Origin of the sequence: Streptomyces sp. NPDC060031, assembly GCF_042736805.1 — a bacterium.
Taxonomy (GTDB): Bacteria; Actinomycetota; Actinomycetes; order Streptomycetales; family Streptomycetaceae; genus Streptomyces.
The window spans coordinates 65,395-88,146 of sequence record NZ_JBHWVM010000019.1; the positions used below are offsets into that span (position 1 = coordinate 65,395).

Annotated in this window: 23 protein-coding genes and 1 tRNA gene; 18 read left to right on the top strand and 6 right to left on the bottom strand. The window is 72.5% G+C overall.

The window, feature by feature from the left end:
* Positions 1 to 123 precede the first annotated feature (123 nt).
* From ACFWB8_RS11435 to ACFWB8_RS11460, 6 genes are all read left to right on the top strand, one after another.
* Positions 124 to 1,377 carry an MBL fold metallo-hydrolase gene (locus tag ACFWB8_RS11435; protein WP_385224668.1) on the top strand — a complete coding sequence of 418 codons (1,254 nt, stop codon included), beginning with the start codon at positions 124 to 126 and terminating at the stop codon, positions 1,375 to 1,377.
* A 401-nt stretch (positions 1,378 to 1,778) separates the two neighbouring features.
* Positions 1,779 to 3,425, top strand: a complete 1,647-nt coding sequence (locus tag ACFWB8_RS11440) for a sensor histidine kinase (RefSeq protein ID WP_385224670.1) — start codon at positions 1,779 to 1,781, stop codon at positions 3,423 to 3,425.
* A 35-nt stretch (positions 3,426 to 3,460) separates the two neighbouring features.
* On the top strand, positions 3,461 to 3,892 hold the full coding sequence (locus ACFWB8_RS11445; RefSeq protein ID WP_385224737.1) for a roadblock/LC7 domain-containing protein: 432 nt from the start codon (positions 3,461 to 3,463) through the stop codon (positions 3,890 to 3,892).
* A 77-nt stretch (positions 3,893 to 3,969) separates the two neighbouring features.
* A complete protein-coding gene (locus ACFWB8_RS11450; protein ID WP_385224739.1) occupies positions 3,970 to 4,323 on the top strand; it encodes a DUF742 domain-containing protein in 354 nt (117 codons plus the stop codon).
* Positions 4,301 to 4,882 carry an ATP/GTP-binding protein gene (locus ACFWB8_RS11455; RefSeq protein WP_385224672.1) on the top strand — a complete coding sequence of 194 codons (582 nt, stop codon included), beginning with the start codon at positions 4,301 to 4,303 and terminating at the stop codon, positions 4,880 to 4,882. Before ACFWB8_RS11450 ends, ACFWB8_RS11455 begins: the two co-directional genes overlap by 23 nt.
* A 35-nt stretch (positions 4,883 to 4,917) precedes the next feature.
* Positions 4,918 to 5,463, top strand: a complete 546-nt coding sequence (locus tag ACFWB8_RS11460; protein WP_385224674.1) for a GAF domain-containing protein — start codon at positions 4,918 to 4,920, stop codon at positions 5,461 to 5,463.
* A gap of 174 nt (positions 5,464 to 5,637) precedes the next feature.
* On the opposite strand, the gene ACFWB8_RS11465 is transcribed toward ACFWB8_RS11460, so the two are convergent.
* Together ACFWB8_RS11465 and ACFWB8_RS11470 are read right to left on the bottom strand one after the other, a co-directional pair.
* The gene (locus ACFWB8_RS11465) at positions 5,638 to 6,537 is read right to left on the bottom strand and encodes a transketolase family protein (RefSeq protein WP_385224676.1); all 900 of its coding nucleotides are present in this window, start codon (positions 6,535 to 6,537) and stop codon (positions 5,638 to 5,640) included.
* 15 nt (positions 6,538 to 6,552) lie between these two features.
* A complete protein-coding gene (locus ACFWB8_RS11470; RefSeq protein ID WP_385224678.1) occupies positions 6,553 to 7,254 on the bottom strand; it encodes a transketolase in 702 nt (233 codons plus the stop codon).
* Between the two features lie 126 nt (positions 7,255 to 7,380).
* Here ACFWB8_RS11470 and ACFWB8_RS11475 point away from each other — a divergent pair.
* A tRNA-Pro gene (locus ACFWB8_RS11475) sits at positions 7,381 to 7,457 on the top strand.
* A gap of 162 nt (positions 7,458 to 7,619) precedes the next feature.
* A complete protein-coding gene (locus tag ACFWB8_RS11480; RefSeq protein ID WP_385224680.1) occupies positions 7,620 to 9,065 on the top strand; it encodes a glyceraldehyde-3-phosphate dehydrogenase in 1,446 nt (481 codons plus the stop codon).
* A 197-nt stretch (positions 9,066 to 9,262) separates the two neighbouring features.
* On the opposite strand, the gene ACFWB8_RS11485 is transcribed toward ACFWB8_RS11480, so the two are convergent.
* A complete protein-coding gene (locus ACFWB8_RS11485) occupies positions 9,263 to 10,372 on the bottom strand; it encodes an NUDIX domain-containing protein (protein ID WP_385224682.1) in 1,110 nt (369 codons plus the stop codon).
* Entirely contained in the window at positions 10,369 to 10,998 is a 630-nt protein-coding gene (locus ACFWB8_RS11490; protein WP_385224684.1) for a LysE/ArgO family amino acid transporter, read from the bottom strand. The genes ACFWB8_RS11485 and ACFWB8_RS11490 overlap by 4 nt, the downstream gene beginning before the upstream one ends.
* A gap of 68 nt (positions 10,999 to 11,066) precedes the next feature.
* Here ACFWB8_RS11490 and ACFWB8_RS11495 point away from each other — a divergent pair, with 68 nt between their 5' ends.
* The 7 genes from ACFWB8_RS11495 to ACFWB8_RS11525 all read left to right on the top strand — a co-directional run bounded on the left by ACFWB8_RS11495 (position 11,067) and on the right by ACFWB8_RS11525 (position 18,417).
* A complete protein-coding gene (locus tag ACFWB8_RS11495) occupies positions 11,067 to 11,969 on the top strand; it encodes a LysR family transcriptional regulator ArgP (protein WP_385224686.1) in 903 nt (300 codons plus the stop codon).
* A gap of 29 nt (positions 11,970 to 11,998) precedes the next feature.
* The gene (locus tag ACFWB8_RS11500; RefSeq protein WP_385224688.1) at positions 11,999 to 12,391 is read left to right on the top strand and encodes a molybdopterin-binding protein; all 393 of its coding nucleotides are present in this window, start codon (positions 11,999 to 12,001) and stop codon (positions 12,389 to 12,391) included.
* 79 nt (positions 12,392 to 12,470) lie between these two features.
* The gene (corA, locus tag ACFWB8_RS11505) at positions 12,471 to 13,553 is read left to right on the top strand and encodes a magnesium/cobalt transporter CorA (protein ID WP_385224690.1); all 1,083 of its coding nucleotides are present in this window, start codon (positions 12,471 to 12,473) and stop codon (positions 13,551 to 13,553) included.
* Positions 13,554 to 13,678: 125 nt separating this feature from the next.
* Complete coding sequence (locus ACFWB8_RS11510; protein WP_385224692.1) at positions 13,679 to 14,527, top strand: chitosanase; 849 nt, start codon at positions 13,679 to 13,681, stop codon at positions 14,525 to 14,527.
* A gap of 394 nt (positions 14,528 to 14,921) precedes the next feature.
* A complete protein-coding gene (locus ACFWB8_RS11515) occupies positions 14,922 to 15,275 on the top strand; it encodes a DUF805 domain-containing protein (protein ID WP_385224694.1) in 354 nt (117 codons plus the stop codon).
* A gap of 214 nt (positions 15,276 to 15,489) precedes the next feature.
* Complete coding sequence (locus ACFWB8_RS11520) at positions 15,490 to 17,709, top strand: NADP-dependent isocitrate dehydrogenase (protein ID WP_385224696.1); 2,220 nt, start codon at positions 15,490 to 15,492, stop codon at positions 17,707 to 17,709.
* A gap of 174 nt (positions 17,710 to 17,883) precedes the next feature.
* Positions 17,884 to 18,417: a GNAT family N-acetyltransferase gene (locus ACFWB8_RS11525; protein ID WP_385224698.1), complete on the top strand. Its 534-nt coding sequence runs from the start codon at positions 17,884 to 17,886 to the stop codon at positions 18,415 to 18,417.
* A 3-nt stretch (positions 18,418 to 18,420) separates the two neighbouring features.
* Here the strand turns inward: ACFWB8_RS11525 and ACFWB8_RS11530 are convergent, their stop codons facing one another.
* The gene (locus tag ACFWB8_RS11530; RefSeq protein ID WP_385224700.1) at positions 18,421 to 18,972 is read right to left on the bottom strand and encodes a hypothetical protein; all 552 of its coding nucleotides are present in this window, start codon (positions 18,970 to 18,972) and stop codon (positions 18,421 to 18,423) included.
* A 372-nt stretch (positions 18,973 to 19,344) separates the two neighbouring features.
* On the opposite strand from ACFWB8_RS11530, the gene ACFWB8_RS11535 reads away from it, so the two are divergent.
* Together ACFWB8_RS11535 and ACFWB8_RS11540 are read left to right on the top strand one after the other, a co-directional pair.
* Positions 19,345 to 19,401: a hypothetical protein gene (locus ACFWB8_RS11535; RefSeq protein ID WP_385224741.1), complete on the top strand. Its 57-nt coding sequence runs from the start codon at positions 19,345 to 19,347 to the stop codon at positions 19,399 to 19,401.
* A gap of 236 nt (positions 19,402 to 19,637) precedes the next feature.
* Positions 19,638 to 21,314 (top strand): glycoside hydrolase family 71 protein, encoded by a 1,677-nt coding sequence (locus tag ACFWB8_RS11540; protein WP_385224702.1) that lies wholly within the window; start codon positions 19,638 to 19,640, stop codon positions 21,312 to 21,314.
* A 39-nt stretch (positions 21,315 to 21,353) separates the two neighbouring features.
* Here ACFWB8_RS11540 and ACFWB8_RS11545 read toward each other — a convergent pair whose 3' ends face one another.
* Positions 21,354 to 21,743: a YybH family protein gene (locus tag ACFWB8_RS11545; protein ID WP_385224704.1), complete on the bottom strand. Its 390-nt coding sequence runs from the start codon at positions 21,741 to 21,743 to the stop codon at positions 21,354 to 21,356.
* A gap of 114 nt (positions 21,744 to 21,857) precedes the next feature.
* Between ACFWB8_RS11545 and ACFWB8_RS11550 the strand changes: the two genes are divergently transcribed.
* Positions 21,858 to 22,748: a LysR family transcriptional regulator gene (locus ACFWB8_RS11550; protein WP_385224706.1), complete on the top strand. Its 891-nt coding sequence runs from the start codon at positions 21,858 to 21,860 to the stop codon at positions 22,746 to 22,748.
* Positions 22,749 to 22,752: the final 4 nt, after the last annotated feature.

Below are 22,752 nucleotides of genomic sequence, written 5' to 3' on the forward strand. Positions count from 1 at the left end.
GCCACAGAAGGAGTGGAGCGGCGCATGATGTCAGGGGCCGGGTCGGAATCCTTCGGGCCCGGTGCGCGTTGGGATGGTCGTAAGCCGTCCGCCCATCCCGCCCCCACCCTCTCAGGAGGCGCCTTGACCGGCTCCCGTTCCTTGCGTCCACGGCTGCGTGCCATGCGGCCCGAAGCCTTCGGCGCGGACCCGTCCGGTGCGCGGCTTGAGCGGATCCTGCGCTCGCCGAACTTCGCCGACGGAGTCTTCCAGAACCCGGTCGGGGCCAGGACCAGGCCGTCCGGGTCGATGCTGGAATTCGCCAAGATCTACTTCCACAAGGAGCAGCGGGTCCGGCGCAACCCCGGCGCGCCCGTCCCCGTCTATCCGACCACCCTGGCCGAGCTGGCGAAGCCGCCGGCCAGCGGCTTGCGGCTCACCTGGATGGGGCACTCCAGCGTGCTCGCGGAGATCGACGGGCGGCGGGTGCTGTTCGACCCGGTGTGGGGCGAGCGCTGCTCCCCCTTCCCCTTCGCCGGACCCAAGCGGCTGCATCCGGTACCGGTGCCCCTGGCCGCGCTCGGCCCGGTCGACGTCGTGGTGATCTCCCACGACCACTACGACCACCTCGACCTCCCGACCATCAAGGAACTGGCCGGCACGGACACGGTCTTCGCCGTCCCGCTGGGCGTCGGCGCGCACCTGGAGCGCTGGGGAGTCCCGGCCGACCGGCTGCGCGAGCTCGACTGGAACGAGAGCACCAAGATCGCCGGGCTCACTCTGACGGCGACCCCGGCCCGGCACTTCTGCGGCCGCGGGCTGCGCAACCAGCAGTTCACCCTGTGGGCCTCCTGGGTCGTAGCGGGCGACGCGCACCGGATCTACCACAGCGGGGACACCGGCTACTTCCCCGGCTTCGAGGAGATCGGCGCCGAGCACGGCCCCTTCGACGCCACGATGATCCAGATCGGCGCCTACTCCGAGTACTGGCCCGACATCCACATGACCCCCGAAGAGGGGATGCGCGCCCACCTCGACCTCCAGGGCGGTGCGCCGCACGGTGCGATGCTGCCGATCCACTGGGGCACCTTCAACCTGGCCCCGCATCCGTGGGACGAGCCCGGCGAGGGCACGGTGGCCGCGGCCGAGGGCTCCGGGGCGGCCATCGCCCTGCCGGTGCCGGGCCAGCCCTTCGAGCCGGGAGCCTCCGACGCCCCGCGCGAGCCCTGGTGGCGTCCCTTCGTCGCCGCCGCAACGGCCGCACCGGCCGCGGCGCCGTTGGTGGCTCCGGATGCCTCCTCGCCGGTGACCGCCGCTCCGGCTACGCCCCCGTCAGCGGCTACGCCCCCGTCGGGGCCCTCGGTCGGGCGCGAGGAGTCGGAGGCCGTCGGGTCGTAGACCCCCGGACCGAAGGCGGGGCCCCGGGGTCGGCGCGATCCGTGGGGCCGGCGTGGCCGCCGGGGGTACCGGGACCCGCGGGGCACAGGTGTGCGGACCGGACGGCGCGCGCCCCGGGTCACCAGGGCGTACGCGCTCCCGGCGCATTCGGCCGCCCGTACGAGCGCTCCGTCGGGAGCGGGAACCACCCCGGCGAAGTTCCCCAACTGGCCGTCCGGGGCGGCAGCGCGCGGTCTAGCGTGGGTGTCCGGTGATCAACACGGGGCCCGGAACGCTGAGGCGTCCGGCCCCTCTGACCGAGGACGCCGATGTCCGGACTCCGCGCCGCCCGCCACGCCCCGTCGAGACACGCCGTCACCGGTCCCGGCCGGCAAATAAGGCCCCAGCTGGTACGCGCCGCCGTGCTGCCCACGCTCGCCGCCGGGCTGAGCGGCGCCGCCGCGGTCATCTTCACGCTCCAGCTCGGCGGCGGAGCGGGCGTCCGCGACGACCGGCTGTGGCCGGTGCTCACCGGCTGCGCCCTGCTCGTCCTCGGCGCGCTGGCGGCCGCCCTCCTCGGGGCCCAGCGCGCCGCCAAGACCGTCCGCGACCGCTGCGAGGCACTGCGCCGCTCCAGCGTCCGCGGCCGTCAGGAGCTGCGTACTGCCGCCGAGCGGCTGGAACGGGGCGAGACCCCGGGCCGCCCGGTGCGCGGCGGGCCCACCGGGCCGCCGCCCGGCACCGACCCGGCGGGCGTGGACGAGTTCTGGCTGCTCGCCCAGGAGCTGCGCGGTGCCCGCGAGCAGGCCCACGCCGCGCTGGTCCGGCTGGGCGGGCCGGTCACCCCGTCCGACAGTGACCGCAAGGTCGAGGTCTTCGTCAATCTGGCCCGCCGGCTGCAGTCCCTCGTACACCGCGAGATCTCGCTGCTGGACGACCTGGAGGACACGGTCGAGGACCCGGACCTGCTCAGGGAGCTCTTCCACGTCGACCACCTCGCCACCCGCATCCGCCGCCACGCCGAGAACCTCGCCGTGCTCGGCGGCGCCGCCTCCCGGCGCCAGTGGACGCGGCCCATCGACCTGAGCGAGGTACTGCGCTCCTCCGTCGCGGAAGTCGAGCAGTACACCCGGGTCAAGGTGGTGCCCCCGGCCGGCGGTACCGTCCGCGGGCACGCCGTCGCCGACGTGGTGCACCTGCTGGCCGAACTCGTCGAGAACGCCACGGTGTTCTCCGCCCCCGACACCGATGTGGTGGTGCGCGCCGAGCGGGTCACCGCCGGCATCGCGGTCGAGGTGGAGGACCGGGGACTCGGAATGCCGCCCGAGGAACAGCACCGGATGAACGCCCTGCTCGGCGACCCCGACCAGATCAACGTCCGGCACCTGCTGGCGGACGGGCGGATCGGCCTGTTCGTCGTCTCGGCGCTCGCGCGGCGCCACGGGGTCGCCGTCGAGCTGAAGTCCAACATCTACGGCGGCGTGCTCGCCGTGCTGGTCCTGCCCCAGGAGCTGCTGGGCGCGGAGGCGCCGAGCGCCGCCGATGCGCTGGGGGGCACCCGGGCCACCTCGTGGGGGAGCGCCGAGCCGGTCGACGGGGCCGGGGCGGGGATCGCCGCCAGGGCGCCCCTGGAGCCCGTGCGCGTCGGGCTGCCTCGGCCCGAGCCGTCCGGGATGCCGGCGGCCGTGCCGGCCGTGCCGGCCTGGGCGGTCGAGGCGCCGGGCAGGGTGGCCCGCAGTGCACCGGCGCCCGAGGCGGAGCCGTGGGCCGTGCCCCGATCCGTGCCCGAAGCCATGTCCGAAGCCATGTCCGAACCCGTGCCCGAGGCGATGGCCGCGGCGGAGCCCGCCGGAGCCATCGCGGGCGCGTCGCAGGTGCCGGCCGCCCGGGTGGGCGAGGACCTGCCGCAGCTGCCCAAACGGCGGGCCCAGGAGCACCTCGTACCCCAACTGCGGGACACCCCCGCCCCCCGGCGGGCCGAAGACGGCGAGCGACCCGTGCACGACCCCGGCCTGATGGCCGCCTTCCAGCGGGGCTTCGGTCTCGCCCAGTCGGAGCAGCAGACATGAACCGGACCCCGATCAGCACCAAGGAGCACACCCCCATGAGCGGCGAAGTGGCGACCAGGACCGGCCGGCTCTCGGATCTCGACTGGCTGCTCGGCGGCCTCGTGCAGCGGGTGCCGTACACACGCAGCGCGGTGCTGCTGACCGCTGACGGGCTCGTCACCTGCGTGCACGGGATGGACGCGGACAGCGCCGACCACATGGCCGCCCTGGCCTCCGGGCTGTACTCGCTGGCACGCAGTGCCGGCTCCCGCTTCGGGGACGGCGCCGAGGTCCGGCAGGTGGTGGTCGAGCTCGACACGGCGCTGGTCTTCGTGTCGGCGGCCGGATCGGGGACCTGCCTCGCGGTATTCGCCGACCGGGAGGCCGACGCGGGCGTGCTCGGCTACGAGATGGCGATGCTGGTCAAGAGCGTCCGACCGTACCTGGCGGTCCCGCCGCGGCGGCCCGTCGCCGACCCGGAGCGATGAGGGTCCGGGCCGGGGGGGCAGGGGCATCGGGGGCGCCGCGTGACACGCCGTGGCTGGACGATTCGGCGGGCCGCGTGATGCGCCCGTACACCGCGAGCGGCGGGCGGACCCGGCCGGCGGTCGCGCTCGACCTGCTGTCCCTGGTGACGGCGACCGGCGCACGCCCGCGCGCACCGCTCGGCACGGAACACACCCTCGCGCTGCGGCTGTGCGCGGGCGCGGCGGCCGTCTCGGTCGCCGAGGTGGCCGGACAACTACGGCTCCCGGCGGGGGTGGTGAAGGTGCTGCTGTCCGACCTGATGGAACACGGGGCCGTGACGGCGCAGGCGCCGCGGTTCCCCTTCCCCGGGGGCGTCGGCGGCCCGGCCTTCGCGGCCGACGACCAGTCCCTGCTGCTGGCGGTGCTCGATGGCCTGCGCAAACGCCTGTGAAGGCCCAGCCCGCGAGCTCCCCGCGACCCTGAAGATCCTGGTCGCGGGCGGGTTCGGGGCGGGCAAGACCACCTTCGTGGGCTCGGTGAGCGAGATCGAGCCGCTGAGTACGGAGGAGCTGCTGAGCGGGCTCGGCGAGGCCGCCGATCCGCTGGACGGGGTGGAGGCGAAGACGACGACGACCGTCGCGCTGGACTTCGGGCGGATCACCCTGGACGCCCGCCACGTCCTGTACCTCTTCGGCACGCCCGGGCAGCAGCGCTTCTGGTTCCTGTGGGAGGAGCTGTGCGCGGGCGCGCTCGGGGCGGTGGTGCTCGCCGACACGCGCCGCCTCGCCGACTGCTTCCCCGCCGTGGACTTCTTCGAGCGGCGCGGGATCGGCTTCGTCGTCGCCGTCAACGAGTTCGACGGCGGCCACCGCTACGGGGCCGAGGAGGTCCGCGAGGCGGTGGGGCTGGGACCAGAGGTGCCCGTCGTACGGTGCGACGCGCGGCTGACGAGCTCCGGGACGGGGGCGCTCGTCGCCCTCGTCCAGCATCTGCTGTCCACAGCGAAGTAGTTGAAGCGTAGAAACAACGGGATGTGGGGGAAGCCATGACGTACTACGAATCGACCGGCCACCTGCTGCTCACACCGGTGGACCGGGAGGCACCGGCGCGCAGCGTCCGGCTGCGCGAACTGGGCCTGGGGGAGCGGGCGGACGGGGAGCTCGACGCCTTCGCCCGGCGGGTGGCGGACACCCTGGCCGCGCCGTACGCGGGGGTCAACTTCGTGGGCGGGGAACGGCAGTCCTTCTCGGGCATGTACCACTCGCCCGACGCCCCGGCGAGCGGCTACCCGGCGCGGGTGCTGGCGCGGGACCACGGGTACTGCCCGTACGTCGTGGTGCGGCGCCGGGCGCTGGTCCTGGAGGACGTACGGGACTTCGCGCGCTTCGCGGGCAATGCGGTCGTGGACGAGAGCGGGGTGCGCTCGTACGTGGGCGCACCGCTGACGGACCGGCGCGGGATCGTCCTCGGCACGGTGTGCGCCGTGGACACGGTGCCGCGGCGGTGGGGGACGGAGGGCCTGACGACCGTGAAGGCGCTGGCGGCGGACCTGGTGGCCCTGCTCCACGAGCGGGAGGACCGGCGCGGCTGAGGTGCCGGTCCGGGGCGCATGTCCACTCCCGGCTCCAGGCGGCACCCAAGCGCCTGATCGACGCGCATCCCGAGCCGCTGCCCGTCCCGGACCGAGCGGGCGGCGGCACGGGTGCGGATGCCGACCCGCCGGCGCCGACGGGTCGTGGGGCGGGATCCGAAGGAGCCGGGCCGGCTAGCCCAGGAAGGCGGCGATGCGGGTGCGCAGGGACGCGGGGTCCAGGCCGTGGGCGGCCGTGTGTTCCTCGAGCGTGCCGTAGCGGCGCAGTTCGGCGCGGCCGACGCCGAGTCCGAGGACACGGTGCGGGGTGTCGCAGAGGGCGTGCGCCGCCGGGGCCGCGGAGGTGCCGGCGAGGTAGGGCTCGACCAGGACCACGTCGGCGGCGGCGCGGCCGACGGCCGCGCGCAGCGCCGCGTCGTCGAAGGGCCGCACCGTGGGTGCGTACAGGACCGTCGCGTCCAGGCCCTCGGTCGCCGCCAGCACGTTGTCCAGCAGCGGCCCGACGGCCAGGACCACGCCCGCGCGGCCCTCCCGTACGGTCTGGAAGCCCAGGTCGGCCGCCATCGGGCGGGGCACGGCGTTCGACTGCTCGGAGAGCCGGACGTACACCTTCTCGTCGCCCGCCGCGTACGCGTGGCGCAGCAGCGCCTCGGCCTCGTCCGGGTGCCCGGGGACGTGCACGGTCCAGCCGTCGAGAGTGTCCAGCAGGGCCACGTCGCCCGGCGCCATGTGCGTGAACCCGCCGGCCGGCCAGTCGTGGCTGGCGCCCGCGCTGACCAGGACCCCGCCCGTGCCCTGGTGGCCGAAGTCCAGCTTGACCTGTTCGAAGGGCCGCTCCACGAGGAAACTGGCGAAGGTGTGCACGACGGGCCGCAGCCCGGTCAGGGCCAGCCCGCCGCCGACCCCGACCAGGAGCTGCTCCCGGATCCCGACGTTGATCACCCGGTCCGGGTGGCGCTGCAGGGCGGGCCGGAACGCGTCCATGGTGATCTCGGCGAGCACGAGTGCCAGCCGGGGATCCTCGTCGAGCACTCGCGACGTGACCGAGACGAACCGTTCGCGCATGGTGTCCATGACTCCCTCTCTTTCCTACTGCTTCTTCTCGGCGCGGGCGACGACGGCGTGCGGCCGGCCCGGATGCGCCGCGGTGTAGGCGGCGTGCAGCGCCGCGTGGTCGCGCCCGTCCACGGTGACCGCCGACCAGCCGGCCGCCTCGAACCAGGAGGCGATCCCCCCGCGCCACCCGTGCGTGGCCGAGTCGTTGTCGATCACGATCGTGTGCAGCCGCTCCAGCCCGGCCGAGCCGGCGTACGCGATGGCCTCGTGGTTGCTGCCCTCGTCCAGCTCGGCGTCGCCGATCAGCACCCAGAGCGCCGGGTCGTCCAGCCCCTGGGCGCGCAGCCCGAGCGCGCTGCCGACGGCGAGCGGGAGCCCGTGCCCGAGCGAGCCGCTGCCGATCTCCACGCCGGGGATCAGGGTGCGGTCGGGGTGGTGCCCGAGGGGGGAGTCGTACGAGCCGAAGCCGCTCAGCCATGCGACGGGGAAGAAGCCCTTGGCGGCGAGCACGGCGTAGTACGCCATCGGCCCGTGCCCCTTGGAGAGCAGGAACCGGTCCCGCCCCACGTCCCCGGCGGTGGCGGGCCCGACGCGCAGCACCCGGTCGTAGAGCACCCACAGCGCGTCGAGCGTGGAGGTGGCGGCGGGGCCGTGCTTCTCGGCCCCGGTCATGAGCGCGATGAGGCGGCTCAGATCCTCGTGGCGGAACCCGGGGTCCGCGGTTGCCTGTGTCATGCACAGATCGTGCAACCTCAAGTGCGATCGAGGTCAAGCGCCTTCAAAAGGTGCGCGACCACCCCGTGAAGTGCGGTATTGTTCTCCTGCGCGTTCAACCCGGGGAAACCCCAGGTCAACGGGCATCGGGACGTGGCGCAGCTTGGTAGCGCACTTGACTGGGGGTCAAGGGGTCGCAGGTTCAAATCCTGTCGTCCCGACCATGCTTTATGCAGGTCGGAGGCCGTCTTCTCAGAGATGAGAAGGCGGCCTTTTTCGTGTTTCCCGGCGCATCCCCCTCACCACATCCCGCCAGGGGGCCGCTTGAGTGGCCAAAGCGGCGTCGGGTTAGCATATGAGCGCCGCCTAGCTCGAAAGATAAACCTGTGACTGTCAACGAGGACTCGTTCACCAACTGGAAAAACCGCGAGGAGATCGCGGAGTCGATGATCCCGATCATCGGGAAGATGCACCGGGAGCGGGACGTCACCATCCTGCTCCACAGCCGCTCCTTGGTGAACAAGTCGGTGGTCAGCATCCTCAAGACCCACCGATTCGCCCGGCAGATCGACGGCGAGGAGCTCTCGGTCACCGAGACCCTGCCGTTCCTGCAGGCTCTCACCGCGCTCGATCTCGGCCCTTCCCAGATCGACATCGGCATGCTCGCCGCGACGTACAAGAGCGATGACCGCGGTCTCTCCGTGGAGCAGTTCACCGCCCAGGCCGTCTCCGGCGCCACGGGCGAGAACAAGATCGAGCGCGCCGACGGCCGCGACGTCGTCCTCTACGGCTTCGGCCGCATCGGCCGCCTCGTCGCCCGCCTGCTGATCGAGAAGGCCGGCTCCGGCAACGGCCTGCGCCTGCGCGCCATCGTCGTCCGCCAGGGCGGCGACCAGGACATCGTCAAGCGCGCCTCCCTGCTGCGCCGCGACTCCATCCACGGCCAGTTCCAGGGCACCATCACCGTGGACGAGGCGACCAACACCATCGTCGCCAACGGCAACACCATCAAGGTGATCTACGCGAACGACCCGTCCGAGGTCGACTACACGGCGTACGGCATCAAGGACGCCATCCTCATCGACAACACGGGCAAGTGGCGCGACCGCGAGGGCCTCTCCAAGCACCTGCGCCCCGGCATCGACAAGGTCGTCCTGACCGCCCCGGGCAAGGGCGACGTCCCGAACATCGTGCACGGCGTCAACCACGACACGATCAAGCCCGACGAGCAGATCCTGTCCTGCGCCTCCTGCACCACCAACGCGATCGTCCCGCCGCTGAAGGCCATGGACGACGAGTACGGCGTGCTGCGCGGCCACGTGGAGACCGTCCACTCGTTCACCAACGACCAGAACCTGCTGGACAACTACCACAAGGCCGACCGTCGCGGCCGCTCCGCGCCGCTCAACATGGTCATCACCGAGACCGGCGCCGCCTCGGCCGTCGCCAAGGCGCTGCCCGACCTCAAGGCGCCGATCACCGGCAGCTCGATCCGCGTCCCCGTCCCGGACGTCTCGATCGCCATCCTGAGCCTGCGCCTGGGCCGCGAGACCACCCGCGAGGAAGTCCTCGACTACCTGCGCGACGTCTCGCTGCACTCGCCGCTCAAGCGCCAGATCGACTTCACCACCGCCCCCGACGCCGTCTCGATGGACTTCGTCGGCTCGCGCCACTCCTCGATCGTCGACGCGGGCGCGACCAAGGTCGACGGCGACAACGCGATCCTCTACCTCTGGTACGACAACGAGTTCGGCTACTCGTGCCAGGTCATCCGCGTGGTCCAGCACGTCTCCGGGGTGGAGTACCCGACCTACCCGGTGCCGGCGGTCTGATCCCCGTACTCGGCAGGTGAAGGCCGTTCTCCCCTCCGGGGGAGGACGGCCTTTCGCGTGTCGCGGCCCCGCCGCGTCCGCTACGCCGTCTTCGCGTAGCCGCGGGCCTCGGTGATCAGGCCGTCCTGGGGTGACAGGAGGATCGTCCGCCGCACGCGTGGCCCCGGCAATTGCCCGGGGGAATGCGCGGGCCCGGTTCAGGACCCCGGGACCGGGCGGCCCGCGTGCAGTTCGAGCGGGCCCGCGCCGGTGGCGCGGGCGGTGAGGCAGGCCTTGATCTGGCGGCGCAGGGCCCCTTTGGTGAGGCCGGCGAGGTCGGCCGGGGGTACCGCCCGCCACTGCAGGAGCTCCGAGGCGGGCAGGCGGATCCGGGCCAGGGCGCCCGCGTCGAGGGTGCCGCCGTCGTAGAGGAAGCGGATCCGCGCCGGACGGCCGGGCCGGTGGGACCAGTTGACGGCGAGCAGGCGGCCCGGCGCGCGGTCGAGGCCCAGCTCCTCCAGGACCTCCCGGCGGGCGGCGGCGCGCGGGGTCTCGCCGAGGTCGCTGTCGATGCCGCCGCCCGGCAGGTGCCAGCGGGCGGGGTTCCCGTACCCGGGCTGGACCAGCAGGACCGAGCCCGCCGGGTCGGTGAAGACCACGCTCGCGGCGGTGAGGGCCTTGGGGCGGGCCGCCCGGTGGTCCGCGGAGCCGTAGGCGCCCGCGTGCTCCAGGGCCGCGCGCCGCTCCGGGGCCAGGCCGGCGGAGGAGCCCGGCTGGGGGACGCCGTCGACCAGGTGGGCGAGGGAGCCGGAGTGCAGGGCGGCCAGGCCGGCGCGCAGCCGGGGCGCGATCCGGGCGGGCAGGACCTCACAGGCCTGGTCCGGGGTGAGCCAGCGGGCGGCCGCGACCTCGCCGTCCGCGAAGGAGATCGCGGCGGCCTGCTCGGGTGCGAGGGGGCCGACCAGGTGCACGTGGGCGATGAGGGATCGGCCCAGGTCGCCCGGCGGCCGGGAGTCCACGGCGAGCAGCCGGCCGACCGGCACGCTCAGGTCCAGTTCCTCCTTGAGCTCCCGTGCCAGGCCCTCTTCCGGGGTCTCGGTGTCGTCGACCGTGCCGCCCGGCAGCTCCAGGCCGTCCTTGTACGAGGGGGTCAGTACGAGTACCCGCCCGCGGGAGTCCAGGACGATCCCGGTGGCGGCGACGAGCGGGGCCGGCCGGGCGGCGTAGTAGGCGCGCACCTCGTCCGGGGCGGGGCGGTCGGGCACGTGCGGCTCCTGGGAGTAGTGCGGGGCGCGGGGCATCCGTACCCCGCACGCGGCGGGCTTCACGCCCGTACGAGGAGCAGTCCGCCCATCGTGACCATGGTCGCCGCCACGAAGCCGTCGAGCACCCGCCAGGCCGAGGGACGGGAGAGCACTCCGCTGAGCAGGCGGGCGCCGTAGCCCAGGGAGCCGAACCAGGCCAGGCTGGCCAGCCCGGCCCCGATGCCGAAGGCCCAGCGCAGGTCGCCCCGGTCGGCGGCGAGGGAGCCGAGCAGCAGCACGGTGTCCAGGTACACGTGCGGGTTGAGCCAGGTCATGGCCAGGCAGGTGAGCACGGCCCGGCGGGCGGACCCGGCCGGGGTCCCGGCGGCGCCCGCGGTGAGGGCGGCGCCGGGCTCGGGGCGCAGCACCCGGCGGGCGGCCAGGACTCCGTAGCAGATCAGGAACCCGCCGCCGAGGAGGCCGACCAGGGTCAGGGCGGGCGGCCAGGCCGTGACGAAGGCGCCGACCCCGGCCACGCCGAGGGCGATGAGCAGGGCGTCGGAGAGGGCGCAGATGGCGACCACGGCGAGGACCGAGTGGCGGCGGGCGCCTTGGCGCAGCACGAACGCGTTCTGCGCGCCGATGGCGACGATGAGGGAGAGTCCGGTTCCGAAGCCGGCGAGGCCCGCCGTGATGATGCCGTGTGTCATGTCTCGACCGTATGGAGCGGCGCGTCAGCAGTACAGCTAAAGATTTTTACGTAGCATTAGCTCCTGTGATGGATGAGCTGCCACTGGAGCAGGTGCGGACCCTGCTGGCCGTGGTCGACGAGGGCACCTTCGACGCGGCCGCCGCCGCCCTGCACGTGACGCCGTCCGCGGTCAGCCAGCGGGTCAAGGCCCTGGAGCAGCGGACCGGGCGGGTGCTGCTGATGCGCACGAAGCCGGTCCGGGCGACCGAGTCCGGGGAGGTCGTCATCAGGTTCGCGCGGCAGCTGGCCCGGCTGGAGCGCGACGCGCGGGACGAGCTGGGGATGGCGGCGGGCCTGGGGCCGGTGCGGCTGCCGATGGCGGTGAACGCGGACTCCCTGGCCACGTGGTTCCTGCCCGCGCTGACCCGGGTGCCCCAGGACCCGCCGATCTGCTTCGAACTGCACCGCGAGGACGAGGGGCATACGACGGCCCTGCTGCGCGAGGGCCAGGTGATGGCCGCGGTGACCTCCCAGCCCGAGCCGGTGGCCGGGTGCACGGTACGGCCGCTGGGCCGGGCGCGGTACCTGCCGGTGGCGAACCCGGACTTCGCGGCCCGGCACTTGGCGGGGCCGGTGGAGCGTGACCTGCGGGAGGCGCCGGCGATCGTCTTCGACCGGCGGGACCTCCTCCAGGACGTGTTCGTACGGTCGCTGACGGGGGATCCGGACGCCACGGCGTCGGCGGTGCGCCACCAGGTGCCCACGTCGGAGGGGTTCTGCGATGCGGTGGTCGCGGGACTGGGCTGGGGCCTGGTGCCGGAATCGCAGGCGGGGCCGCTGGTGCGCTCGGGGGCGCTGGCGGTCATCGTGCCGGGGCGGCCGCTGGACGTACCGCTGTACTGGCAGCAGTGGAAGCTGGACTCGCCGGCGCTGTCGGCGGTGGCGGCGGTGATCGCGGAAGCGGCGGCCGGTGCGCTCCGCCGGCCGTAGCTCCCAGGTCACAGCACTAGGCTGCGGCCATGGAGTCCTACACGATCGGCCAGGCGGCGCGGCTGCTCGGCGTCAGCGTCGACACGGCCCGGAGGTGGGCCGATGCCGAACGGTTCCCGACCCGCCGTGAGGGCACGCGCCGGATGGTGGACGGGCCGGACCTGGCCGCCTTCTGTGTGGCGGCCGCGCAGGAGGGCGGCGACGGCGACGAGGCCCCGTACACCTCGGCGCGCAACGCCTTCCCCGGGATCGTGACCGCCGTGAAGCTCGCAACGGTGGACGCCCAGGTCGAGATCCAGGCCGGGCCGCACCGCATCGTGTCGCTGCTGACCCGCGAGGCCGTGGAGGAGCTCGGCCTGGAGGTGGGGGCGCGGGCGACGGCCCGGGTGAAGTCGACCAACGTCTTCATCGACCGGGCCTGAGCCGAGTGCCGAGGCGGCGTGCTCGCGCGGCGGTGGCAGACTGGCCGCTGATCCGCCGAAGGGGAGTACGCCGTTGTCCATGTTCAGCAACCTGCGCCGGGCCGTTCGCCGCGGCTACCGACGGGCCGTCGACCTCAGCCACCCGGCGCGCTCCCCGCTCGGCAGCGCCGTGGTCAACTGCGTGGTCTACCGGGACGGCGTACGCCAGGACGGCTGCTCGGAGGCCGAGGAGGCGTTGCGCCGGGTCCGCAAAACGGGCGACGGGTTCGTCTGGATCGGCCTGCACGAGCCCTCGCAGGCGGAGCTCGCCACACTCGCCGAGCTGTTCGGCCTGCACCGCCTCGCCGTCGAGGACGCCGTGCACGCCCACCAGCGGCCCAAGATCGAGCGCTACGACGACACCCTGTTCTCCGTCTTCAAGACCGTGCGCTACGTCGAGCACGAGGAGCTGACCGCGACCAGCGAGGTGGTGGAGACCGGCGAGCTGATGGCCTTCGCCGGCGACGACTTCGTCATCACCATCCGGCACGGCGGCCGCGGCACGCTCGGCCCGGTCCGCGAGGCCCTGGAAGCCGATCCGGAGCAGTTGGCGAAGGGGCCGGCCGCTGTGCTGCACGCCATCGCGGACCATGTCGTCGACGACTACGTGGCCGTCACGGACGCGGTGCAGAACGACATAGACGCCGTGGAGACCATGGTGTTCAGCGAACACGGCGGCCGCGGCGACGCCGGCCGGATCTACCAGCTCAAGCGTGAACTGCTGGAGCTGCGACGGGCGGTTGCCCCGCTCGGCCGTCCGCTCCAGCAGCTGGCCACGCAGCCGATACCGGTCATCCCGCCGGAGATCCGCGCGTACTTCCGCGACGTGGCCGACCATCTCACGCGTGCCACCGAGCAGATCAGCGCCTACGACGGCCTGCTCGACTCCATCCTCCAGGCGCACCTCGCGCAGGTGACCGTCGCGCAGAACGAGGACATGCGCAAGATCACCGCCTGGGCGGCCATCGTCGCCGTGCCCACGATGGTCTGCGGGGTCTACGGCATGAACTTCGACAACATGCCGGAACTGCACTGGACGTACGGATACCCGCTCGTCCTCGGGGTCATGGCGATCGCCTGTTTCGTCATCCACCGGGGCTTCCGCCGCAACGGCTGGCTCTGACGAAGGAGTTGACGCATCGGGGCGCCGGAATCACAGCGGCCTCCCGGGTCTTGAGATGGCGCGAGGGCTGGTAGTAAAGTTTCCTAACGAAGCACCCCCAGCCTCAACTCCCCCATGGAGGCCTTGTGTTCACCCCCCATCGCAAGCGTCTGGCGGTCAGCGCCGTGCTCGGCGCCGCGCTCCTCGCCGTGCCGGTCGCCGCCCACGCCACCGCGGCACCCGAGGTCGCGCCCGCGGCCGCCGCGCAGGCACCGGCGGCAGCCGCCGTAGGCCTGGATGATCCGGCGAAGAAGGACATCGCCATGCAGATCGTCTCCAGCGCGGAGAACTCCTCGCTCGACTGGAAGGCCCAGTACAAGTACATAGAGGACATAGACGACGGGCGCGGCTACACCGCCGGCATCATCGGCTTCTGTTCCGGCACCGGGGACATGCTCGACCTCGTCGAGTACTACACGCAGGTCAAGCCCGGCAACATCCTGGCCAAGTACCTGCCCGCCCTGCGCAAGGTCGACGGCTCGGACTCGCACTCCGGTCTCGGCTCGGCCTTCACCAAGGACTGGGCGAAGGCCGCCCAGGACGCGGACTTCCGCAAGGCCCAGGACCACGAGCGCGACCGGGTCTACTTCAACCCCGCCGTCCAGCAGGGCAAGTCCGACGGGATCGGCGTGCTCGGCCAGTTCGCTTACTACGACGCCATCGTCATGCACGGCGACGGCACCGACTCCACCAGCTTCCGCGGCATCCGCAAGCGGGCGCTGTCCAAGGCCAAGCCCCCGTCCCAGGGCGGCAACGAGACCACCTGGCTGAACGCCTTCCTCGACGCCCGTGTCTGGGCGATGAAGCAGGAGGAGGCGCACAGCGACACGAGCCGTGTGGACACGGCGCAGCGGGTGTGGCTCAAGAAGGGCAACCTCAACCTCAACACCCCGCTGGACTGGAAGGTCTACGGGGACCCCTTCCACATCGGCTGACGGTTCTCCCGCGGCCCGGGGCGCCCCCCATCCCGTCCCGGGCCGCGGGTCCCGCGGTGTCGCAGTGCGGTAACGATGTGGGAACCGATCGACCGGCTCCGACGGTTACGGGAACGCGTGTTCCGGTGACGCTGCGGAGTCGCGCCGCCCCACGGGCGCTTTCGTGCCCCTCGTAAGACTTCCGCCACCCCATTTTGGTCACGCTTGGTGAGCTTTCGGGCCCGGTGGGTTCCAATGGGTGTGCGATGTACGCGTTTTGGGTGCCGCAAGCAACGAAGATCGCGACTCCAGGGGTCCTGTGAACTGGCTTGACCGCGTCATAAGCGGGGCATAAGTTCTGCCCCGGCTTGCTCCAGCAGGACGGGCCGAAGAACCGTCCTCTGGGGGGACAAGAATGAACTACTACACCGACGTTCTGAAGAAGTACGCCGACTTCTCGGGTCGTGCGCGCCGCCAGGAGTACTGGATGTACACCCTGTTCACGGTGGGCATCGTCATCGTCCTCGCGATCATCGACTTCTCGCTCGAGACCTACCCGCTGTTCGTCGGCCTCTACTTCCTGGCCACGTTCCTCCCGAGCCTCGCGGTCACCGTCCGCCGGCTCCACGACATCGGCAAGTCCGGCTGGTGGTACTTCATCACCCTGGTCCCGTTCATCGGCGGCATCTGGATGCTGGTCCTGACGGCGACCGAGGGTCAGGCGCAGCCGAACGAGTACGGCCCGAGCCCGAAGGCCGTCCACGCCTGATCGGGCCCGCACGCCTGAGTGGTCCCCGTGCCTGAGCGCCGCCGCTGGCTGGAAACAGCCGGTGGCGGCGCTCTCGCCGTTTTCGGACACCGGAGGTGACGCGCGTCTCGCCGGGCTTGCGGCAGGGGGCTGTCCAGAGCGGCCCGATCACGAGATATCTTGATGTCGAGCAATGTTGCAGACGAGAGACGCAGACTGTGGAGCGGAGCATCCGGTGACTGACTCGACCATCATCTACACGCACACTGACGAGGCCCCGGCCCTCGCGACGTATTCGTTCCTGCCTGTGATCCAGGCGTACGCGTCGACGGCCGGTGTGAATGTCGAGACCCGTGACATCTCCCTGGCCGGTCGGATCATCGCCAGCTTCCCCGAGCACCTCGAGGAGAGCCAGCGGATCGCCGACGCCCTCGCCGAGCTCGGCGAGCTGGCGAAGACCCCGGAAGCCAACATCATCAAGCTTCCGAACATCTCGGCCTCGATCCCGCAGCTCAAGGCCGCGGTCGCCGAGCTCCAGGCCCAGGGCTACGCCCTCCCGGACTACCCGGACGACCCGAAGACCGACGAGGAGCGCGAGGCCCGCGCCCGCTACGACAAGGTCAAGGGCAGCGCCGTCAACCCGGTCCTGCGCGAGGGCAACTCCGACCGCCGCGCCCCCGCCTCGGTCAAGAACTACGCCAAGGCGCACCCGCACCGCATGGGCGCCTGGACCTCCGAGTCGAAGACGAACGTCGCCACCATGGGCGCGAACGACTTCGCCTCCACCGAGAAGTCCGCCGTGATCGCCGAGGCCGGCACGCTGCGCATCGAGCACGTCGCCGCCGACGGCGCCACCACCGTCCTGCGCGAGTCCGTACCGGTCCTCGCCGGTGAGGTCGTGGACGCGTCCGTGCTGCACGTCGACGCGCTGCGCACCTTCCTGAACGAGCAGATCGAGCGGGCCAAGGCCGAGGGCGTGCTGTTCTCCGTGCACCTCAAGGCCACGATGATGAAGGTCTCCGACCCGATCATCTTCGGCCACGTGGTCCGCGCCTTCTTCCCGAAGACCTTCGCCCGCTACGGCGAGACCCTGGCCGCCGCCGGCCTGTCCCCGAACGACGGCCTGGGCGCGATCCTGAAGGGCCTGGGCGCGCTGCCCGACGCCGACGCGATCAAGGCCTCCTTCGACGCCGAGCTCGCCGAGGGCCCGGCCCTCGCGATGGTCGACTCGGACAAGGGCATCACCAACCTGCACGTCCCGTCCGACGTCATCGTCGACGCCTCGATGCCGGCCATGATCCGCACCTCCGGCCACATGTGGGGCCCGGACGGCGCCGAGGCCGACACCCTCGCCGTCCTCCCGGACAGCAGCTACGCCGGTGTCTACCAGGTCGTCATCGACGACTGCCGCGCGCACGGCGCCTTCGACCCGGCCACCATGGGCTCGGTGCCGAACGTCGGCCTCATGGCCCAGAAGGCCGAGGAGTACGGCAGCCACGACAAGACCTTCGAGATCGCCGCCGCGGGCACAGTCCGCGTCGTCGACGCCGAGGGCAACACGGTCCTGGAGCAGGAGGTCGCCGCCGGCGACATCTTCCGCGCCTGCCAGACCAAGGACCTGCCGATCCAGGACTGGGTCAAGCTCGCCGTCACCCGCGCCCGCGCCACCGGCGTCCCGGCCGTCTTCTGGCTCGACGAGCACCGCGCCCACGACGCGCAGCTGATCGCCAAGGTCAACAAGTACCTCGCCGACCACGACACCGACGGTCTGACCATCAAGGTCCTCTCCCCGGTCGAGGCCACCGCCTTCTCCCTGGAGCGCATCCGCCGCGGCGAGGACACCATCTCGGTGACCGGCAACGTGCTGCGCGACTACCTGACCGACCTCTTCCCCATCCTGGAGCTGGGCACCAGCGCCAAGATGCTGTCGGTCGTCCCGCTGATGAACGGCGGCGGCCTCTTCGAGACCGGCGCCGGCGGCTCCGCCCCGAAGCACGTGCAGCAGCTCGTCAAGGAGAACTACCTGCGCTGGGACTCGCTCGGCGAGTTCCTCGCGCTGGCCGTCTCCTTCGAGCACCTCGCCACCACCACGGGCAACGCCCGCGCCCAGGTCCTCGCGGACACCCTGGACCGCGCGACCGGCACCTTCCTCAACGAGGACAAGTCGCCGAGCCGCAAGCTCGGCGGCATCGACAACCGCGGCAGCCACTTCTACCTGGCTCTGTACTGGGCGCAGGAGCTGTCCCGCCAGACCGACGACCCGAAGCTGGCGGCCGCCTTCGACCCGCTGGCGAAGACGCTGGCCGAGTCCGAGCGGGCCATCATCGACGAGCTGATCGCGGTGCAGGGCTCGCCGGTCGAGATCGGCGGCTACTACCAGCCCGACGCCGCCAAGGCGTCGGCGGTCATGCGGCCGTCCGCCACCCTCAACAAGGCGCTCGCGATCCTCGGCTGAGGTCCGCGGCTCCTGTGAGCCGTTGCGCCATGCGCGTTCCGCCCCGGTCGGCAGCAGCCGACCGGGGCGGACCCGTATCCGGAGCCGTACGTGAACGCGAACGCGGACGCAGACGCGGACGCGACGGCGGAAACCCGGTTGTGCTCCGGCCCCGGCGGGGGCTAGGAAGGCGGGATGATCCAGGGAGAGCTGATCGGGCTGCGCGCCCGGCACGCCGATGACGTACCCGTGCTCCACGCGGCGCTGTACGAGGACGTGGCGACCCGCTCGCGGGCCGACTCCCGGCCCTGGCGGCCGGTCGGCGCGAGCGGCGGTCACTCCCCGTTCGAGCCGTCCCCGCCGAGCGACACCGTCGCCGTCTTCTCCGTGGTGGACCTGGCCTCGGGCGAGCTCGCGGGCGAGGCCGTGCTCTGGTCCATCGACGCGCACAACCGCTCCGCCCACCTCGGCATATCGCTGCTCCCCGGCAGCCGGGGCCGCGGCCTCGGGGCGGAGGCCGTCCGGCTGCTGTGCCGCTACGGGTTCTCCGTGCGCGGGCTGCACCGCCTCCAGGTCGACACGCTCGCCGACAACGCCGCCATGATCCGCGCCGCGACGGGCGCCGGGTTCACCCTGGACGGGACCCTGCGCGGGGCGGCGTGGGTGTGCGGGGAGTTCCTGGACGAGCTGGTGCTGGGGCTGCTCGCGGAGGACTGGCGGGACGCGTAGCCGTCAGAGCCGGTGCACCCGCCCCTGCCCGACGGCCAGCGGCTGCCGCCCGGCGGCCAGGATCCGCAGCCCGGGCGCCTCGGCCAGGAGGGTGCGGAGCCAGTCCAGCGCACCGGCCGTCAGGTGGTCGCAGTCGTCCAGTACGAGCAGCATGTCGCGCTCCGCGAGCCACGAGGCGGCGTTCGCCGTCCCGCAGGGCAGGAACGGCATGCCCGGTACGCAGCCCAGGGCGGCCACCAGCTCCCGTACGCCGCCCTGTCGTTGGACGGTGACCACGGCCGCCCCGTCGTAGAAGTTGGACCACAGCCGTTGCGCGACGTCCCGTACGAGCAGGCTCCGCGGCTCGCGCAACGGGCCGGTCACCGTCAGCACCCGGCTCCGGCGGACGGCGCTGAGCAGTAAGGACAGCTCGGTGAACGTGGTGGGCAGGACGTCGGCCGTGCCCGTTCTCGCGGCCCGTGCGCTCATGACGGTGGGCCGGGATTCCCTCATCGGCACGATGCCCCCCATTGCATGCGTGACCAGTTGCGGCCAGAGGGTTGGTTCGAGCCGCATGCCGACGATTATCCGCCACTTCCGGCGCAAGACCAGGGGAATGTCGTACTCCGCCGCATGGCCCGTGGCACCCGGTGATCACCGCGGTGGGGCGGCCCAGGACGGCCTGTGCGGTGGCCCGGGCAGACCGGGCCGCCGTCGCGGGTCCGCAGGCGCCGCCCCAGCCGGGACGGCGCGCTCGTCATCGGGGAGCCGAAGGTGATCCGGCGCATCTCCAGGTGGTCCACCGGATCCGGGACCCGGTTCAGGAACTGGTGGACCACCTGGAGCAGTACGACCCGATGAACCAGTTCGAGCAGCACGTCCGGTGCACGGGCATCGACCGGAAGCCGGTCATGTCCTACCAGCGCCTACTACCCGACGGCGATCCTCGTGCCCGACGCGATCGGGATCCTGGAGAACGTCGAGATCGCCACCGCGCGCTCCTGACGCCTGTGGCCCCGGCCCGCCCCGGCCCCGTCCACGTGCTGTCGGCGCGTGCGGCCGGACCGGCGCAGGTGGAGCGGACGCAGCCGGCGGACAGGATGTGGTCGGCGTAGTTCCGGTGGTCCCCGTGACGTACGTGCCACGGCCCGGCCACCGGCGAACAGTTGTCCGTGGGCCGGTAATCCGCTCTACTGCTGGGCAGCCGCACACGCGGGCATATTCCGGGGAGGGAAACCACGATGCATGCAGCGGACCGGCCATCGCACCGGCGGCGCTCGCGCTTCCGGGGCCGCAGACCGCTGCTGACCCTCCTCATCACCGCCTTCCTCCTCGTCGGCGTCTGCGCCGCCACCGGAATCGCCTGGGACCCCTTCACGGCCGCCGACCGGCACGACCGCTCCGGCCCCGGCATCGGCGAGCCCTGGTCCGCGGGGCCCGGCGGCGGCCCGACTCCCGACGGTTCGGCAACTGCCGCGCCCAGCCCCAGCCAGGGCGCCACGGAGGCCAGCCGGGCAGCACCCGAGAGCGAGCTGGACACCGGCGCCGCGCGCCCCACCGGTGCGCTGCCCTTCGACATGCCCCAGCCGGCCGCCCTGCGCGCGGGCGGCGCCGGCAAGAAGCTGGTGTTCGCCCACTACTTCACCCCGTACCCGCTCTCCCTCGACAACGCGAGCGCGGACGGCGACTACTACACCCGCAACTACCTCGACCCCCGGGGAGAGAGCGGGAAGCACCAGCGCTACGGCGGCCTGTTGCGCGACCGGCCACTGCCCGTACCGCCCAAGAGCGGCGGCTGGGAGCTGGCCAACCTCCAGCAGGAGGTGCGCACCGCCCGCGCCGCGGGCATCGACGGGTTCACCCTCGACATGCTCTCCCTCTCCGGGCAGAACCGGGACCGCTCCCACCTCCTGATGGAGGCGGCCCGTTCGGTGGACCCGGCCTTCAAGGTCATGCTGATGCCGGACATGACCTCGCTGAAGACCGACGACCCGGGGGTGCTCGCCGACGCCGTCGCGGAGCTCGGCAAGGCCCCGGCCGCGCACCGGCTCGCCGACGGCCGGCTCGTCGTCTCCCCCTTCAAGGCCGAGGAGAAGAACGCGGCCTGGTGGAGCCAGGTCATGGACATCCTGCAGTCGCGGCACGGCATCCGCACCGCGCTCGTCCCGCTCTTCCTGCGGTTCGACGCCAACAACGCGGCCTTCGCCCCGATCAGTTACGGGTTCTCCGAGTGGGGCAGCCGCAGCTACGTCGGCCAGGAGGGCGCCAAGGCCGACGTGCAGCGGTCGCACGGCATGGGCAAGATCTGGATGCAGCCCGTGTCGGTCCAGGACGCCCGGCCCAACCAGGGCATCTACGACGAGGCGGGCAACACCGCCACCTTGCGCACCACATGGACGCGCGCCATCGACGACGGCGCCGACTGGGTGCAGCTGACCACCTGGAACGACTACTCCGAGGGCAGCCAGTTCGCGCCCTCCCTGCACAACGGCTACGCCTACCTGGACCTGACCTCGTACTACCTGACCAAGTTCAAGACGGGCGCCTGGCCGAAGATCGTCCGCGACACGCTCTACCTCACCGCCCGCACCCAGTTCGCCGCCGCCGATCCGACCGGATCCCAGTCCCTGGTGATGACGCTGCGCAAGGGCAGCGCCCAGGCCCGGGACACGGTGGAGGTGCTCAGCTTCCTCACCGGGTCCGCGAGCGTCCGCACCGCCGTCGGATCGGCCAAGGGGACGTACCAGGCCCCGGCCGGCGTCCACTCCGAGCTGCTCCCGCTGGGCGCGGGCGCCAGCTCGGCGACCGTACTGCGCGACGGGAACCCGGGGGCGGGCGTGCGGCTGCCGTATTCGGTGGACCGCACGGTGGACGTCCAGGACCTCCAGTACTACGCGGCGACCAGCGGCCGGGAGTAGGCTGGACCGGGCGCGCCGCGGACCCGCGCGGACCCGGCACTAGGCAGACGGGTCCGGGGCGGCGACGGTCGCGAACTCCGGCTGGTCCAGCAGGCGCAGCCAGCTGCCGTCGGCCTGGCGCCGCACGACCTGGGCGCGGGCGCCAGCGCCGTCGTTCGGCGGGGTGGAGGTGAGGGCGATGCCGTCGCTGAGCAGGGTCGGGAGCGGGGCCTCCTGCTCGAAGCGCGGGCGGTGGGAGAGCACCCCCTCCCACAGCACCCGGATCGCCTCCCGGCCCACCGTCAGCTCGCCCGGCGGGTAGGCCATCACCGCGTCCTCCTCGTACAGGGCGGCGACCCCGGCCGCGTCGCCCGCGTTGGACCGCTCGACGAACAGGCGGGTGATGTCCTCGGGGTGCATGGCCTTCTCGTACGTCGCGTACTCCGACATGGATCCTCCCGGTGTTTCCCGCCGGCGTCTCCGGCTTCTTCCGTGCTCCAAGCCTCGCGGCCGGGCGATCAGAAGTCCAACAGCTGGTTCTGATCACAGCTAGAATCCCTAGTCATGGATCTGAGGCAGCTCGAATACTTCGTCGCGGTCGCCGAGGAGCGCAACTTCACCCGCGCCGCCGAGCGCGTGCACATCAGCCAGTCCGGGGTCAGCGCCCAGATCCGCCGGCTCGAACGAGAGCTCGGCGCCGAGCTGTTCGACCGCTCGGGGCGCGCCGCCACCCTCACCACCGCCGGGAAGGCCGCCCTCGAACACGCCCGGGCCGCGCTCGCCGCCGCCGGGGCGGTCGGGCAGGCGGTGGGGGAGGTGACCGACCTGATCCGCGGCCGCCTCACGGTCGGGATGGTCATCGGCTGCACCGTCACCCCGCTCTTCGACGCCCTCGCCGCCTTCCACGGGGCGCACCCCGGCGTGGAGATCTCGCTGCTCGAGGACAATTCCGACCGGCTCGTCCACGCGGTACGGGCCGGCGCCGTCGACCTGGCCCTGATCGGCAGCGCGGCCACCACCCCCGAGGGCTTGGAGGCGCTGACCGTCATCAGCGAGCGCCTGGTCGCGGCCGTGCCGCCCGGGCATGCCCTGGCCCGGCGCCAGCGGGTCGGCCTCCGCGACCTGGTCGAGCACCCCGTCGTGTCCATGCCGCCGGGCACGGGCCTGCGTACCGTCTTGGAGCAGGCCTGCGCCGCACAGGGCATCCAGCCCGCCATCGCCCTGGAGGCCAGCGCCGCCGACGCCATCGCCGACCTGGCCGCGCGCGGGCTCGGGGTCGCCGTGCTCAGCGCCTCCATGGCCGCGCACTACGCGGACCGGCTCGTCGCCCGTACCCTCGACGACGTCGAGATCCCCGCCCTGCTCTCCCTGGTCTGGGCGGACACCCGCGGCCCCGCCGTCCGGGAGCTGCTCGCGCACTGCCGGCGTGCCTTCGCGCCGGGTTACGGGGGATGATCAC